This is a genomic window from Chachezhania sediminis (assembly GCF_009765275.1).
GTDB classification, from domain to species: domain Bacteria; phylum Pseudomonadota; class Alphaproteobacteria; order Rhodobacterales; family Rhodobacteraceae; genus Chachezhania; species Chachezhania sediminis.
This window is the reverse complement of sequence record NZ_VOPH01000001.1, coordinates 1,010,026-1,025,862: the sequence shown is the minus strand read 5'-3', so window position 1 is coordinate 1,025,862 and position 15,837 is coordinate 1,010,026. Positions and strand designations below refer to the sequence as shown.

Here is a 15,837-nt window from a genome sequence, read left to right as displayed (position 1 = left end):
GCGATCCCAATCGTCGGGATCCGGTCTGAAGGGAAACGACACTGCTTCCCGATACAGCCCTTGTGACGCACCATGGAACGATGCTGCAAGTGCAATCCTTGCCTGGGCAGGGATATTTCGTGAAACCGGGGATTTTCCCGAAGATGCCTTTCACATCCGGGTCAAAAACTGTGCAGGATCACGCGGGCGGATCAAAAATTTCGTCATCGAAGAAAGCGTCGGGCTGAAGGAACAGTCGGCCGCTTTCGGATGCCACGGCCGTGACATGCCGAATCGATCCTTCCAGCTTTTCGGACGCGCCTGGCAGGTCGGCGCCCGCGGCCTTCAGTTCGCGACGGTAGAGATCGGTGCGAAAGACCTTCTTGCCCGCGGTCACGGCTGCGGCGGGATCCAGGCCGGACCGGCGGGCGATCCGCTGTGCGATCCAGGCGGCCTGGCTGCGCCATGGAAAGTTCGCGGCCCCGGCGTGGAATTCGATGAACCGGTCGACATGGCGCTGTTCGCCCCGGGGCGAAATCGTCAGCGTGCCGGTCAGCGCGCGGTCGATGACCTCGGCCGGGACATCCAGGTACTGCTTGCGAGACAGGATCTCGGCCACCGTCGTGCGGCTTTCGGGGCGGCCCAGCCACTGGCCCGCGCGCCAGACGGCCCGCATCAGGCGGCCCAGCAGGTGGGGTTCGGTCTCGGCCCAGTCGGTTCGGACGGCCAGCACTTTTTCCGGCGCAAAGCCCCAGATGGCGGCGCCGGGCAGCAGAAGCTCGCCAAACCCGTTCTCGACCGCGATGGAGCCCCAGGGTTCGCCCACGCAGAAGGCGTCGATCTCTCCGGCGCCCAGGGCCGCGGCCATCAGGGGTGGCGGGATGGTGTGGATCTGCGGCGGGGCAGGGGCATCCAGGCCCACCGCCTCGAACCAGTAATGCAAAAGCTCTGCGTGCATCGAGAACGGGAAGGGCACGCCCACCCGCAACGGCCCGTCGATGGCGGCGGCCAGCGCTGTGCCCGCGGCACGGGGGTCGTGGAAGTCGAAGCCATAGCCGCCGGCCCGCAGCCTGTCGGCCAGCGCCTGGCTGACGCCGATGACATTGCCGTTGACCGACAGGACCTCGACCGCCGAGATGCCGCCCGCCACGCCACCCAGGCCCAGGGCCATCGCCACGGGAATGGGGGACAGAAGATGTGCCGCATCCACCCGCCCGAAGGACAGCATGTCCCGGACCGAAGACCAGGAGGGCGCCTTGACCAGATCCAGCGTCAACCCCTCGGCCTCGGCAAAGCCCATTTCCTCGGCCACGATCAGGGGCGCGGCGTCGACCAGCGGGATATAGGCGGCAGAGACGGTGACGGTCTTCACGACAAAAGCCCCGCGGCGGTGACCAGCGCCTCGGCCACCTCGGCCATGCGGCGGCCCTGGTCCATGGCCGTCTTGCGCAGAAGGGCATAGGCCTCGTCCTCGCCAATGCCCTTGGCCTTCATCAGCATGCCCTTGGCGCGGTCGATGACCTTGCGCTCTTCCAGTGCCCGCTTGGTTTCGGCCAGTTCGGTGCGCATCCGACGGAACAGCTGGAACCGCGCGATGGCGGCATCCAGCACCGGCTTCAGACGTTCGGGCTGCAAGCCGTCGACGACATAGGCGGACACCCCGGCCTCGATCGCCGTGCGGGCCAGCCCGCCGGCGGGGCCGGAGACGAACATCGCGACCGGACGGTCGAGAGGGCCGGAGGCCAGCGTCAGTTCCTCCAGCGTGTCGCGGGACGGGTTGTCGATGTCGATCAGCACGATGTCGGGGGCATGGGCCGCGATCTGGCGGGCCAGCGCGGTCGGTTCGCTGATGACAAAGACCTCGTAATCGTCGGCCGCCTTCAGGGCGTCGACGATCTGGATGGCCCGGTCGCGATCCTTTTCGACCACGACTATAGTCAGGCGGTCTGTCATGGCATCCCTTCGTTTCGGCATCTGGCGCGGCCTTCGGTGCTGCGATGCAGCATATGTCGGGGGGATGACGCTGGCAATCGGCGTGGTGCGCCCGGGCGCCCGGATCGCACGCAGGCCCACCCCGCCGGCCGCTCCTCCGGAAGCGACTGAGCGATCCGGCTTGCCGTCCCGCGCGCGGTCCGTCTCTCTACGCCTTTCCACGTCGCCAATTACCCTGACGGGAGCGATGCCGACTTTACATTCCGCGCGGCGGTTGCTAGGCGAAAGAAACTTTCAACCTGGGTGTCCAAGGACCGATGACCGTGATGCGATGGCACGTCCAATGCTCCAACGGCCGATGGCGTGGCTGGCGTAACTGCTGAAGCCTGCCTGTCCCAAGTTATTTCCGGGTGCCGCTGACGCACCCGATCCGTCCAGAAAGTGAAAATCCATGACCGATCTGTCCTTCGCCACCGCGGGTGGCGTCCATGTCGCACGACGTGAGCGTCCCGCCGAGTACCTGACCGCAAGCGCCGATCTGGCCCGCAAGCTGGACAGCCATCACGGTGTGCTGCTGAGTTCGAACTATGAATATCCCGGCCGGTACACCCGCTGGGAATTCGGCTTTGTCGAGCCGCCGGTGATGTTGGAGGCCCGCGGCCGGACCATGCAGATCCGCGCCCTGAACGAACGGGGCCAGGCGATCCTGGGCATGATCGGCCCGGTGCTGGACGGCCACAAGGACATCCGCAGCTTTGACGCGACGCCGGCGCTGATCACCCTGACCGTGAAGGAGCCGGAGCGCGTCTTCCGCGAAGAGGAACGTTCGCGCGCGCCCTCTGTCTTCTCGGTCCTGCGGGCCATCGTCGAGCTGTTCAGGTCGGACGAGGACGGGCACCTGGGGCTTTACGGCGCTTTCGGATACGATCTGGCCTTCCAGTTCGAACCCATCGAGTACGTGCTGGACCGCCCCGACGACCAGCGCGATTTGGTGCTGTTCCTGATCGATTCGATCCTGGTGACCGACCACTATTCGGCGCAAAGCTACTGGCTGGACTACGAATTCGCCAAGGACGGACATGACACCCGCGGCCTGAGCGGCGGCGGCGTGGCGGAACCGTTCCGGCCCGGCCCGCAGGACGTGCCGCGCGGCGACCATGCGCCGGGCGAATATGCGGAACTGGTCAAGAAGGCGAAGGAAAGCTTCATCAAGGGCGACCTGTTCGAGGTGGTCCCGGGCCAGGTCTTCTTTGAACCCTGCAAGGACAGCCCGTCGGCGATCTTCGAGCGGCTGAAGCGGATCAATCCGGCGCCCTTCGGTTTCGTCATGAACCTGGGCGCGCAGGAATACCTTGTGGGCGCCAGCCCGGAAATGTTCGTGCGCGTCACAGGACGGCGGGTCGAGACCTGCCCGATCTCTGGCACGATCAAGCGCGGCGCCGACGCGATCGAGGACAGCGAACAGATCCTGAAGCTTCTCCAGTCCAAGAAGGACGAGAGCGAGTTGACGATGTGCTCGGACGTGGACCGCAATGACAAAAGCCGGGTCTGCGATCCCGGTTCGGTCCGCGTGATCGGCCGGCGGCAGATCGAGATGTATTCGCGTCTGATCCACACGGTCGACCATATCGAAGGCCGGCTGCGGCAGGGGATGGACGCGTTCGATGCGTTCCTCAGCCACACCTGGGCGGTGACGGTGACCGGGGCGCCCAAGCTCTGGGCCATGCGCTTTATCGAGCGGCACGAGAAATCGACCCGCTTCTGGTATGGCGGTGCCGTTGGCGCGGTGCAGTTCAACGGCGACATGAACACGGGCCTGACATTGCGCACGGTCCGGATCAAGAACGGCGTGGCCGAGGTGCGCGCGGGTGCGACGCTTCTGTATGACAGCGATCCCGAAGAGGAAGAGGCCGAGACCGAACTGAAGGCTTCCGCCATGCGGGCGGCCGTGCGCGGTGTCGACCGGCCGAACGAGGGCGGCGGCGACGGATGGCGCGGGCCCACAGCTTCGGGCCGGACGGTGCTGCTGGTCGATCACGAGGACAGCTTCGTCCACACGTTGGCCAATTACGTGCGCCAGACCGGCGCTGAGGTGGTGACCGTGCGCTCGCCCGTGCCGGCCGAGGTCTTCGACGAGGTGCAGCCGGACCTGGTGATGCTGAGCCCGGGACCGGGCAATCCGCGGGACTTCGACTGTTCGGCGACGATCCGGGCGGCGCTGGCGCGGGGGCTGCCGATTTTCGGCGTCTGCCTGGGTCAGCAGGCCATCGGCGAGTTCTACGGCGCCAAGCTGAAGCAACTGGACGTGCCCATGCATGGCAAGCCGTCGCGGGTGACGGTGGAGGCACCGGGCCGGGTCTTTGCCGGCCTGCCGCAGACGGTGGCCATCGGGCGCTATCATTCGCTGCATATCGACCCTGAAACCCTGCCGGAGGAGTTGATGGTCACGGCCACCACCTCGGACGGGGTGATCATGGGGATCGAACACCGGACCCTGCCCATCGCGGCGGTGCAATTCCACCCGGAAAGCATCATGTCGCTGGGCCAGGACGTCGGCATGCGCATGATCGAGAACGCGATCCGACTGCTGACCGAAACGCCGCCGGCCGCAAAGGCCGGCTGACGGCAAGTCCCGGTGCGGGGCAAGGCGATTTAAACCGCCTTCCCCCGCACCAGGCCGTCCCCTTGTCGCCCGGTTTCGCGACCGGGCGACCAAAAGGCGTTTCGAAGCGCCTTGGCCCGGCCGCCGCTGTCGCGCATTGTCCGCGCATCGACAGACACGCGGGAAAGGGCGCATCATGGATCAGGTCAGTTTCGGATCGACAGGTTTGACCGTCGGGGTTGCAGGGCTGGGCTGCGGCGGCAACAGCCGGCTGGGCCTGGGCACCGGCGGGACCGAGGCCGAGGCCGCCACGCTGGTCGAAGCGGCCTTCGACCAGGGCGTCACCTTCTTCGACACCGCGCGGGCCTATGGTTCCGAAGGGGCGGTCGGCACCGCCGTCGGCCGCATCGGCCGCGACAAGGTTGCGATCGCCACCAAGGGCCTGATCCGCTTCAAGGGCGAACATATCGACGAAGCGACCTTCCTTGAAAACTTCGAAACCTCGCTCAGGGAACTGAAGACCGATCATGTCGACCTTTTCAGCCTGCACGCGGTCCAGCCCGATACCTATGCCAGGGCCAAGGACATCTATCTCCCGCTGCTTCTGAAGGAGAAGGAGAAGGGCCGCATCCGCCATATCGGTATCACCGAAAGCGGACCCGCGGATCCCCAGCAGGAGATGCTGTCCATGGCCATGGCCGACCCGGACAATCCGTGGGAAGCGGTGATGCTGGCCTTTCACATGCTGAACCAGATCGCCCGGCGGAAGGTCTTTCCCCACACGCAGGCGAAGGGCATCGCCACGCAGCTTATGTTCGTCGTCCGCAACATCTTCAGCCGACCGAACCTTCTGGAGGAAACGGTCGCCCAGCTGCTGGACGAGGGCAAGCTGGACCCGGCCCGGGTCGACCGCGCGGCGCCCCTGGGCTTTCTGCTGGCCGACGGCCACGCCGCCAGCCTGACCGAGGCCGCCTATCGCTATGGCCGGCACGAGCCCGGGGCCGAAGTGGTCCTGTTTGGTACCGGCAATCCGGCGCACCTGAAGTCCAATATCGAAGCGATCAACCAGCCGCCGCTACCCCAAGAAGATTGCACTATCCTCGAAGAAGTTTTCGGGCACCTGACAGGGATCGGCCTTGACCTACCGGAAACCTACCGTAAGATGCGGTAATCATTGACGAAACAAAAGCCACGCGCCGTTTGAGTCATGACCTGTCCGTTCACGTAAACGTTGTGCGAGCGGCTGGAAAAGCTTTGAAGATCGGCTACCATCGAATCCGGGTCCGGACCGTGGACAAGGAGCGCCCGCGCCTGAACGGGCCGTGCGGTCTGTGACCCCCAACAGGAGGAGTATGAAGATGAAGTATCTCGTTTCGACAGCGGCCGCCGCCATTTTGGCCCTTGGCGCTTCGACCGCATTTGCCGCCTGCGACGATGGCGAGATGGTCGTGAAATTCGCTCACGTCACCAATACCGACAAGCATCCCAAGGGCATCGCGGCCAGCCTGCTGGCCGACCGCGTGAACGAGGAGATGAACGGTACCTTGTGCCTGGAGGTCTATCCGAACTCCACGCTCTATAACGACGACCAGGTGCTGGAAGCGATGCTGCAGGGCAATGTCCAGCTGGCCGCGCCGTCGCTGTCGAAGTTCGAGACCTTCACCAAGAAGTTCCGGATCTTCGACCTGCCGTTCATGTTCGTGAACATCGATGCGGTCGATGCCTTCCAGGAGTCGGATACGGGCCAGGCGATGAAGGATTCCATGGCGCGCCGCGGTCTGCAGGGGCTGGAATTCTGGCACAACGGGATGAAGCAGTTTTCGGCCAACAAGCCGCTCTTGATGCCGGAAGATGCGGCTGGGCTGAAGTTCCGGGTCCAGCCGTCGGATGTGCTGGTGGCCCAGATGGAGGCGCTGAAGGCCTCGCCGCAGCCGATGGCCTTCTCGGAAGTCTATGGCGCGCTGCAGCAGGGCGTCGTGGACGGGCAGGAAAACACCTGGTCCAACATCTACGGCCAGAAGTTCTTTGAAGTGCAGGACGGCACGACCGAAACCAACCACGGCGTACTGGACTATCTGGTCGTGACCTCGGTCGACTGGCTGGACAGCCTGGACCCGGCGGTGCGGGACCAGTTCCTGACCATCCTGAACGAGGTGACGACGGAACGGAACGCGGCCGTGGGCCAGGTGGACATGGATGCCCGTCAGGCGATCCTGGATGCCGGTGGCGTGATCCGCGAACTGACGCCGGAACAGCGCGAAGCCTGGGTGGCTGCCATGAAGCCGGTCTGGAGCCAGTTCGAAGGGGACGTGGGCGCCGATAACATCGCGGCGGCCCAGAAGATCAACGAGTCGATGTAAGCGACACGGGGACCGACGGGGCGCCGGATCGACAATTCGGTCCGGCGCCCTTGTCGTATCCGCACGGCCGTTTGCAATTCCCTTCCGCAACCTGCCATGGAGACCGGCATGAGCGCGCATCGAGAACCGTCCCGAAGTGCATTGGGACGTGTGGTCAACGAGTTCGAGGAAAGTGCCATCGCCCTGCTTCTGGGGCTGATGACGATTGTTACTTTCGTGAACGTGGTCCTGCGCTACGTCTTCAATGCCTCGCTGATCTGGGGGCTGGAGGTGACGCTGATCCTGTTCGCCTGGCTGGTGATCTTCGGGGTCAGCTACTGCATCAAGGTTACGGCCCATCTGGGCGTGGACGCGGTGACCAACCTCTTTTCGCCCCGAGGGCGGAAGGTGCTGGCGCTGATCTCGGCCGCGTGCTGCATCGCCTATGGGGTGCTGCTTTTGAAAGGCGCGTGGGATTACTGGGCGCCCTTTGCGGCGCTGCAGCCGACCGAGGGACGCTGGTTCCCGCTGGGCTTCACCACGGGCGTGCGTGACCGGGCGTTCTATACCACCGACCAGGTCCCCATGCCGGAGATCTTCCGCTGGTTGGAGCCACTGATCAACTATGGTGACGAATACGAAAAGCTGCCCCGGGTGATCCCCTACGCGATCCTGCCCGTGGGTGCTGCGCTGATCCTGTTCCGCTTCATTCAGGCCACGGTGGGCATCGTCAACGGCACCCGCAGCAGCATGATCGCCAGCCACGAGGCCGAGGACGCGATCGAGGAACTGGCCGCGGCCCGGGCGGGGAAGGACTGATCCATGGAAGTCGTTCTGCTTTTCGTGATCGTGATCGGCCTGATGCTGATCGGCGTGCCCATCGCCGTGTCGCTGGGCCTGTCGTCGACGATCTTCCTTCTGGCGTTCTCGAACACCTCGCTGGCTTCGGTGGCGCAAAGTTTCTACCAGGCGATGGCGGGCCATTACACGCTTCTGGCGATCCCGTTCTTCATCCTGGCGTCGTCCTTCATGTCGACAGGCGGGGTGGCGAAACGGATCATCCGCTTTTCCATCGCCTGCGTCGGGCACCTGCGGGGCGGGCTGGCCATCTCGGGCGTCTTCGCCTGCATGCTGTTCGCGGCACTGTCGGGGTCTTCGCCCGCGACGGTGGTGGCCATCGGCGGCATCGTCATCGCGGCCATGCGCGAGGCCGGGTATACCCGTGACTTCGCCGCGGGCGTCATCGCCAATGCCGGCACGCTGGGGATCCTGATCCCGCCATCGATCGTGATGGTGGTCTATGCCTCGGCCACCGATGTCTCGGTCGGGCGGATGTTCCTTGCGGGGGTCTTTCCGGGGATCGTCGCAGGCCTGATGCTGATGGTGACCATCTATGTTATGGCGGGCATCAAAAAGATGCCCAAGGGCGACTGGCTGGGCTGGGCCGAAGTGGGCCGCAGCTTTTCGGAAGCGTTCTGGGGGCTGATGCTGATCGCGATCATCATGATCGGGATCTACGGCATTCCCGGCATCACCGGCGCCATCTTCACACCGACGGAAGCGGCGGCCGTCGCCTCGGTCTATGCCTTCATCATCGCGCTTTTCGTCTATCGCGACATGGGGCCGCTCAGCGCGGGCGAGGGGCGAGAGCGGTCTTCGCTTCTGCACAAGCCCTGGGCGCTGCTGACGGCCTTTGTCCACCGCGACACGCGCCAGACGCTGTTCGAGGCGGGCAAGCTGACCATTACGCTGATGTTCATCATCGCCAATGCGCTGATTCTGAAGCACGTGCTGACGGACGAACAGATCCCGCAGAAGATCGCCGGCGCGATGCTGGAGGCGGGGCTGGGCCCGATCATGTTCCTGATCGTGGTCAACATCATCCTGCTGATCGGCGGCCAGTTCATGGAACCGTCGGGCCTTCTGGTGATCGTGGCGCCGCTGGTCTTTCCTATAGCCGTCGAGTTGGGGATCGATCCGATCCACCTGGGTATCATCATGGTGGTGAACATGGAGATCGGGATGATCACGCCACCCGTGGGCCTGAACCTGTTCGTGACGTCGGGCGTGGCGGGGATGCCGATGATGGCTGTGGTACGCGCGGCGCTGCCCTTCCTGGCGGTGCTGTTCGTGTTCCTGATCCTGGTGACCTACTTCCCGCCGCTGTCGACCTTCCTGCCGACGGCGATCATGGGCCCCGAGATCATCACGAAATAGATCTGGGTCTTGCGTGCAAAAGAAAAGGCGCCGTTCCCAGGGGGACGGCGCCTTTTCAGTATCGGCCGACAAAGCAGGGCAGGTGCGCGCCCCGCGGGTCCAGGTTCAGACCAGGCCGGTGACTTCCAGAAGGCCCTTGCGCTTGGCCTCGTAATAATAGCCGCGGGCGTACCAGCTGACCGCCTTGTCCTGATTGCCGTCGGCGACGAGATAGGCGCCCCGCAGATATTTCACGCCGTATTTCAGGTTGGTGCCGGCATCCAGCAGACCGTTGGCAGAGCCGCTGAAGCCCATGGTGCGGGCGGTTGCGGGCAGGATCTGCATCAGGCCGTAATAGGGGCCGTTACGGGCGTGCGGGCGGTGGGTGCTTTCGCGGATCACGACGCGCTGCACCAGCGGGCGCGGCACTTCGTAGGTATCGGCGTAATGGTTGATCAGGGCCCGGAGTTCCGGCGTCTCGTTCGGATAGAGCGGCGGTTCGGAACCGGAGAATTTCTTCTTGGCAGAGAGCGTGCCCTTGCCGGGCTGACCGCAGCCGGCAAGCGCCAGGGCCGCAGGGCCGAGGCCGAGAAGGCAAAGAGTGGAGCGTCGGGAATGGAGCGCCATGTGGGTCCTGCGGAGCTGCTTCAGGTGGCGCATATCCTGCTTAACCTTGATGGCTTAGGCAAGTGGCCAGGAAGGCGCCGGAAAAGCGTCTTGGCGCTCTCCCGCCGATGGCGGGAGAGCGGGGCGCCGCCTCGTGACGGCGGAAGGCTCTTGGAAAAGCGCCTTGCCCAGCCGAGGCGCGCCCTACAGTCTGCCCCGAATGGCCAAAGCGCCGCAATCGGAGGAAACCCCATGCCCCACCTGGACACCACGCGCGAGAAGTTCCGCGCCTTTCGCGACATGGACCGCGAAGGCCCCGTGCAGATGCTGAACCTCGTGCTTTTGCGCGAAGTTGCGGAATACCCGGCCGACAGCGGCCACGGGCCGGCCACGGGGGCCGAGGCCTATGCCGCCTATGGCCGCCACAGCGCGCCGGTCATGGAGCGCGTGGGTGGACGCATCGTCTGGCGCGGCGCGTTCGAGCTGATGCTGATCGGCCCCGACACGGGCGAGGCGTGGGACCATTGCTTCATCGCGGAATATCCGTCGGTCGACGCCTTCGTCGCGATGGTGAAGGACCCCGATTACCAGAAGGCAGTTATCCACCGGAAGGCGGCGGTGGCCGATTCGCGGCTGATCCGCACCCGGCCGCTGGCCACCGGGGGCAACTTCGCCGACCCCGAAGGGTGATCCAAGCGGGCCCGCCCGACCGGCGGATCCCGGGTCGGGCGCATGACCCGGCCGTCAGCCGCGGGACGGGCGTTCCACGGTGCAGGGTTGCGTGATCTTGCCGGGCTGCTCCGGCAGCCTTCCCCGTTCCGGGTGGCCTATGCCCGGGTCTGCCGTCTGCCCCGCGACCCCAGCCCGGCTCGGCCGCGCAGGGACGCTGCGTTCGCCGGACAGGCAGGTTGCCCTGCAACCCTGAAAATGCCCGCGAAAAGCGAGAAAGCCGCGCTCCGGTCCCGGAGCGCGGCTTTCCCATGTCTTCGACAAGAGGTCCGGTCGGATTACGACGCGGTGTCCTCGTCTTCCTCGGCGCGGGACGCCGGGGCCATGTCGTCGTCGTCGTTGGCTGCGCCACCGATATCGTCGAAGAGGCCGGCGATTTCGAATTCCGCGGCAGCTTCCTCTTCGGCGGCCAGTTCCTGGATCGACTTGCCCGAAGCCTGCAGTTCGGCTTCTTCAACCGAGCGGGCAACGTTCAGGACGACTTCGGCGGTCACTTCCGGGTGCAGCACGACCGAAACGGTGTGCAGGCCCAGGTCCTTGATCGGACGCAGCAGGACAACCTGCTTGCGGTCGATGCTGAAGCCTTCTTCGGTCGCCACGTCGGCCACGTCGCGGGGGGCGACGGAACCGTACAGCGCGCCGGCATCGGATGCCGAGCGGATGACGACGAATTGCTGACCGTTCAGACGGTCGGACAGCGCTTCGGCTTCTTTCTTGGTCTCGAGGTTGCGCGCCTCGAGCTGGGCCTTCTGCGTTTCGAAGCCGGCGATGTTTGCCTTGGAGGCCGTCAGCGCCTTGCCCTGGGGCAGGAGGAAGTTGCGTGCATAGCCGGACTTGACGTCGACGACGTCGCCCATCTGGCCCAGCTTGGCCACGCGTTCAAGAAGGATGACTTGCATCGGATGGGCTCCTTACTTCACCGCGTAGGGGAGCAGGGCGAGGAAACGGGCACGCTTGATTGCACGGGCCAGCTCACGCTGCTTCTTGGCCGAAACGGCGGTGATGCGGGACGGGACGATCTTGCCGCGCTCGGAAATGTAGCGCTGCAGAAGACGGGTGTCCTTGTAGTCGATGGCGGGCGCGTTCTCGCCAGAGAACGGGCAGACCTTGCGACGGCGGAAAAACGGACGGGTTGCCATATCTGGTATCTCCTCTCAGCCGGTCTCAGCTACGGTCGCCGCGATCACCGCGGTCGCCGCGATCACCCCGGTCACCGCGATCGCCACGGTCACGGCGGTCGCCACGATCCCCGCGGTCGCCACGATCCCCGCGATCACGACGGTCGCCGCGATCCCCGCGCTCGTCGCGCTTCTGCATCTGGACCGACGGACCTTCCTTGTGCTCGTCGACCTTGATGGTCAGGACGCGCATGACGTCGTCGTGGAGGCGCATCAGGCGTTCCATTTCCTGCACGGCGGCTGCCGGTGCATCGGAACGCAGATAGGCATAATGGCCCTTGCGGTTCTTGTTGATCTTGTAGGCCATCGTCTTGACGCCCCAGTACTCGTGATCGACCAGCTTTCCGCCGTTGTCGGTCAGGACGGCACCGAAGTGTTCGATGAGGCCTTCGGCCTGCGTGCCGGAGAGATCCTGGCGCGCAATCATGACATGCTCGTAGAGCGGCATGCGTGCTCCTGTTCTTCTGTCGAGGCGCATTTCAAAGATGGGACCGGGCCATTGGCCCCCTTCGCGGTCCCGTCACGAGAGTCTGCGCGGGTAATAGATATGCCTGCGAAGGGATGGCCCCGTATACACATCCCCGCCCGGGGGGCAAGGAAAAACCGGGTGCAGATGGGCCCCGGGACCCGTTCATCCCCGCACAAGTTCTGTTGGGGGGTGCCCAATTGCGACTATGCAGCCGCAGCGACACTTCTTGCTGCATTGCAACACCTGTCCCCCTTAGGAGATCTCGATGACCTCTCGACTGCTCGCCGCACTGGCGCTTGCCACCAGCCTGACCGGCCCCGTGTTCTCCAGCCAGGCCCTGGCCGAGTCCGTGGACTATACCCTGGACCCCAGCCACAGCCAGGTCGTCTACAACTACAACCACCTGGGCTTCTCGACGACCTATGGCCTGTTCGGCGGCCTGACCGGCGAGATCGCCTTTGACGCCGAAGATCCGGCTGCTTCCTCGGTCGAGGTCAGCTTTCCGGTGACCAACCTGCTGACCGGCTGGGCCGAGCGCGACGCCCACTTCCTGACCGCCGACTTCTTCGGCGCGGAAGAAAACGCCGACGTGACCTTCAAGTCGACCTCGATCGAGGTGACGGGCGAGAAGACCGCGAACATCACCGGCGACCTGACCATCAACGGCATCACCAAGCCGGTGGTCCTGGCGACGACCATGAACCAGATGGGCATGCACCCGATGGCCAACCAGGAGTGGATGGGCTTCGACGCCACCACGGTCGTCAAGCGGACCGACTTCGACATGGGCATGTTCGCGCCCTATGTCGGCGACGAGGTGAACGTCTTCATCTCGATCGAAGCGATGAAGGCAGCCGAATAAACCCCTGCGCCAGGTCTTCGACAGACGGAAACGCCGGTCCCCAGGGGCCGGCGTTTTCCGTTTTCGGATGGCGTTTGGCGGAGAGGGGGCCGCGTCCCAAGGGCCGCGCCTTGCGGCGCGACACGAAGCCTTTGCGCCGCATCCGCGGCGCGCGGGAGCGGGAGGTCGGACGGGTTGTTGATGGGCGGAATGCCTGTTGGTCAGGGTTTGGCCGGCGGACAGGACCGGGGACACGGGCGGCAAGCGGCCGGTTCCTCCGCGGCTTGGGAAAGGGACATGGATGGCAAGGGTCCCGTCGGTACAGGTCGCGTCACGCGGACATGACAAAGCCGGGCAGGGGGACTGCCCGGCCTCGCTGTCGCCCGATAGCCGTTACTGCGCGGCGGGCACTGCGGTCAGCGCAACCTCGATGGCAACGTCCAGCCCCAGGCTGGAGCCGTCGGGCATGGTCTGGCCCACGCCGAAGTCCAGACGCTGGATCTCCAGCCGGCCTTCCATCTGGCGCGCGTCCGGCTGACCTTCGATCGGGGTCAGGGTGAAGGGCAGGTCGACCTCGACCGTCTGGTCGCGGATCGTCAGCGGGCCGGAGGCAAGATAGCCGGTGTCGGTCTTCTCGATCGTTCCGGCGAAATGGGCCTGCGGGAACTGGGTCGCGTCGAAGAAATCCGGGCCCATCGCCTGCTGCGTCACCGACCCCAGCGTCAGCGAGGCGATGTCGACCACCACGTCGACCTGGCCCATGTCGGCCGGATCGGCGTTTTCGTCAAAGCGGATGTCGGCGCGCCAGGTAGCAAAGCTGCCGTCGACCGTGTTGCCGAACTGGACGATCCGGATCCCCAGCGTGCCGTCGGCGACGGTCCAGGCATCGGCGCCCGCCGGTTGCGAGGCCGGGGCCTCTTCCGACGGTGCGACGGCGGCCTGTGCCGGCCCCTGGCTCAGGTCCAGGCCCAGGACGGCGCCGCCCAGCACGACGGCCAGCCAGACCACGACGGCCGCGGCCAGCGGGCGGGCGGTATGGTCGGCCTTCGGCGGCTGCGGCGCGTCGGATTTCGCGAACCACATCCGGCGCAGCGTCGCGTCGCGGTCGATGACGTGGTGCTTGATGGCCCCTGCCACGTGCAGGACCAGCGCCCCGATCAGCGTCCATTGCGCAACATAGTGAACGGCCCCGGCGACATGGGCCACGGCATCCGATTTCGGCACGAAGGGCAGGTTCTGCCCGAAGGGCCACCAGATCGGCGCGAAGCCCTGCGTCGCGGCATGGGTGATCCACCCCGACAGCGGCGTGATCACCAGCGCGCCGTAAAGGGCGAAGTGGATGAATTCGGCCATAAAGGCCTCGACCCTGTGATCTGCGTTCAGAAGGCCGGGGCGTGTCTGGGTCAGGGCCCAGGCGATCCGGAACAGCGCCACGGCGAAGAGCGTCAGCCCCAGCGTCTTGTGGAGGGAGAAGAGCGTGGCGGTCAGCGCGACCCGCGCCTGCGTGGCGGTCCCGGCGCGGATGCCTTCGGCCAGGTTTTCGGCGATCAGGCCCAGGGGCAGGACGGTCAGGATCAGCAATGCGGTCAGCCAGTGCAGGATCTTTGTCACGCTGCCCCACTGGGTGGCGGTATTGGTGAGCGGCATGGGATTCCTCTGCGCAGAAAAGGGGAAGGGCAAACAGGACGGAAGAGTTGACCTATCCGACCTATCGTGCGCGCGGAACTGCACAATCCGCACGGATGCACAGGGTTGGTGCGCCCTAAGGTTCGGCAGGGTTCACGCGGCTTGTGCGGCGCCGCGTCGCGGTCTACACGAGGCCGAACGCGGAAAGAACAGACAGGCAAGGGGGAAAAGGCCCATGACTCGAGCATTCGTATTTCCCGGACAGGGGGCGCAGGCCATCGGCATGGGAAAGGCGCTGGCCGATGCCTATCCGGCGGCCCGGGCGGTCTTCGACGAGGTCGACGCGGCGCTGGGCGAAAGCCTCAGCGCGCTGATCTGGGACGGCGAGATCGAGACGCTGACCCTGACCCAGAACGCGCAGCCGGCGCTGATGGCGACCTCGCTGGCCGCGATGAAGGCGCTGGAGGCCGAAGGCGTGACGGTCGAGGCTGCGGCCTATGTCGCGGGCCACTCGCTGGGCGAATACTCGGCACTGGCGGCGGCGGGGGCGATTTCCATCGCCGATACCGCCCGGCTGCTGCGCACCCGTGGCCAGGCCATGCAGGCCGCCGTGCCGGTGGGCGTGGGCGCCATGGCCGCCCTTCTGGGTCTGGACATGGACACCGCGCGCGAGGTCGCGGCCGAAGCGGCGGGCGACGAGGTCTGCCAGGCCGCCAACGACAACGATCCGGCGCAGGTCGTCGTGTCGGGCCACAAGGCCGCCGTCGAACGCGCGGTCGAGATCGCCAAGGCGAAAGGTGCCAAGCGCGCCGTCTTGCTGCCGGTCAGCGCGCCCTTCCACTGTGCCCTGATGGAACCGGCGGCCAAGGTCATGGCCAACGCGCTGGACGATGTCGACATCGTGGCGCCGAAGGTGCCGCTGATCGCCAACGTGCTGGCGGAGCCGGTCAGCGACCCGGAAACCATCCGCTCGCTTCTGGTCGACCAGGTGACAGGCGCGGTGCGCTGGCGCGAAAGCGTGCTGTCCATGGCCGAACTCGGTGTGACCGAGATCTGGGAAATCGGCGCGGGCAAGGCGCTTTCGGGCATGATCCGGCGGATCGACAAGGCCCTGACCTGCCGCGCCGTGGGTACGCCCGAGGATGTGGTGGCCGCGGCGGAAAGCCTGAAGGGCTGATATCCGCGGGCAGGTCCCAGGGCCTGACCCGAGACAAGGATCGCCCCCAGGCAAATCCCCGACAAAAGCCCCCGTCTCAGGGGGCTTTTTCATTCCGCCCCGGGGTACAGCCGAAAGGATTGCGTCCTTCCAAGGCGTGGGGCCTTGCAGGATACCGCTCCTG

General features: G+C 65.6%; 15 protein-coding genes. 8 read left to right on the top strand and 7 right to left on the bottom strand.

Going from position 1 to position 15,837, the window contains the following annotated elements; all coding sequences use genetic code 11:
- Nucleotides 1-178: 178 nt before the first annotated feature.
- Together FQK05_RS04840 and FQK05_RS04835 are read right to left on the bottom strand one after the other, a co-directional pair.
- A complete protein-coding gene (locus tag FQK05_RS04840) occupies nt 179-1,351 on the bottom strand; it encodes an ABC transporter substrate-binding protein (protein ID WP_158964715.1) in 1,173 nt (390 codons plus the stop codon).
- Nucleotides 1,348-1,932: an ANTAR domain-containing response regulator gene (locus FQK05_RS04835; RefSeq protein WP_158964714.1), complete on the bottom strand. Its 585-nt coding sequence runs from the start codon at nt 1,930-1,932 to the stop codon at nt 1,348-1,350. Before FQK05_RS04835 ends, FQK05_RS04840 begins: the two co-directional genes overlap by 4 nt.
- 430 nt (nt 1,933-2,362) lie before the next feature.
- Between FQK05_RS04835 and FQK05_RS04830 the strand changes: the two genes are divergently transcribed.
- The 5 genes from FQK05_RS04830 to FQK05_RS04810 all read left to right on the top strand — a co-directional run bounded on the left by FQK05_RS04830 (nt 2,363) and on the right by FQK05_RS04810 (nt 9,069).
- The gene (locus tag FQK05_RS04830; protein ID WP_158964713.1) at nt 2,363-4,534 is read left to right on the top strand and encodes an anthranilate synthase component I; all 2,172 of its coding nucleotides are present in this window, start codon (nt 2,363-2,365) and stop codon (nt 4,532-4,534) included.
- Between the two features lie 175 nt (nt 4,535-4,709).
- On the top strand, nt 4,710-5,684 hold the full coding sequence (locus FQK05_RS04825; RefSeq protein ID WP_158964712.1) for an aldo/keto reductase: 975 nt from the start codon (nt 4,710-4,712) through the stop codon (nt 5,682-5,684).
- Nucleotides 5,685-5,871: 187 nt separating this feature from the next.
- Complete coding sequence (locus FQK05_RS04820; RefSeq protein ID WP_158964711.1) at nt 5,872-6,873, top strand: DctP family TRAP transporter solute-binding subunit; 1,002 nt, start codon at nt 5,872-5,874, stop codon at nt 6,871-6,873.
- 108 nt (nt 6,874-6,981) lie between these two features.
- Nucleotides 6,982-7,671: a TRAP transporter small permease gene (locus FQK05_RS04815; protein ID WP_158964710.1), complete on the top strand. Its 690-nt coding sequence runs from the start codon at nt 6,982-6,984 to the stop codon at nt 7,669-7,671.
- Between the two features lie 3 nt (nt 7,672-7,674).
- A complete protein-coding gene (locus FQK05_RS04810) occupies nt 7,675-9,069 on the top strand; it encodes a TRAP transporter large permease (protein ID WP_158964709.1) in 1,395 nt (464 codons plus the stop codon).
- Nucleotides 9,070-9,174: 105 nt separating this feature from the next.
- Here FQK05_RS04810 and FQK05_RS04805 read toward each other — a convergent pair whose 3' ends face one another.
- Nucleotides 9,175-9,675 (bottom strand): transglycosylase SLT domain-containing protein, encoded by a 501-nt coding sequence (locus FQK05_RS04805; protein ID WP_158964708.1) that lies wholly within the window; start codon nt 9,673-9,675, stop codon nt 9,175-9,177.
- 231 nt (nt 9,676-9,906) lie between these two features.
- On the opposite strand from FQK05_RS04805, the gene FQK05_RS04800 reads away from it, so the two are divergent.
- On the top strand, nt 9,907-10,344 hold the full coding sequence (locus FQK05_RS04800) for a DUF1330 domain-containing protein (protein ID WP_158964707.1): 438 nt from the start codon (nt 9,907-9,909) through the stop codon (nt 10,342-10,344).
- A gap of 317 nt (nt 10,345-10,661) precedes the next feature.
- Here FQK05_RS04800 and rplI read toward each other — a convergent pair whose 3' ends face one another.
- The 3 genes from rplI to rpsF are packed head-to-tail and all read right to left on the bottom strand — an operon-like array spanning nt 10,662 to nt 12,009.
- On the bottom strand, nt 10,662-11,282 hold the full coding sequence (rplI, locus tag FQK05_RS04795) for a 50S ribosomal protein L9 (RefSeq protein ID WP_158964706.1): 621 nt from the start codon (nt 11,280-11,282) through the stop codon (nt 10,662-10,664).
- Between the two features lie 12 nt (nt 11,283-11,294).
- On the bottom strand, nt 11,295-11,522 hold the full coding sequence (gene rpsR, locus FQK05_RS04790; protein WP_158964705.1) for a 30S ribosomal protein S18: 228 nt from the start codon (nt 11,520-11,522) through the stop codon (nt 11,295-11,297).
- Between the two features lie 25 nt (nt 11,523-11,547).
- Nucleotides 11,548-12,009: a 30S ribosomal protein S6 gene (gene rpsF, locus FQK05_RS04785; protein WP_158964704.1), complete on the bottom strand. Its 462-nt coding sequence runs from the start codon at nt 12,007-12,009 to the stop codon at nt 11,548-11,550.
- Between the two features lie 286 nt (nt 12,010-12,295).
- On the opposite strand from rpsF, the gene FQK05_RS04780 reads away from it, so the two are divergent.
- Nucleotides 12,296-12,892 carry a YceI family protein gene (locus FQK05_RS04780; protein WP_158964703.1) on the top strand — a complete coding sequence of 199 codons (597 nt, stop codon included), beginning with the start codon at nt 12,296-12,298 and terminating at the stop codon, nt 12,890-12,892.
- A gap of 372 nt (nt 12,893-13,264) precedes the next feature.
- Here the strand turns inward: FQK05_RS04780 and FQK05_RS04775 are convergent, their stop codons facing one another.
- Complete coding sequence (locus FQK05_RS04775; protein WP_158964702.1) at nt 13,265-14,518, bottom strand: cytochrome b/b6 domain-containing protein; 1,254 nt, start codon at nt 14,516-14,518, stop codon at nt 13,265-13,267.
- A gap of 214 nt (nt 14,519-14,732) precedes the next feature.
- Between FQK05_RS04775 and fabD the strand changes: the two genes are divergently transcribed.
- Complete coding sequence (fabD, locus tag FQK05_RS04770; protein WP_158964701.1) at nt 14,733-15,674, top strand: ACP S-malonyltransferase; 942 nt, start codon at nt 14,733-14,735, stop codon at nt 15,672-15,674.
- Nucleotides 15,675-15,837: the final 163 nt, after the last annotated feature.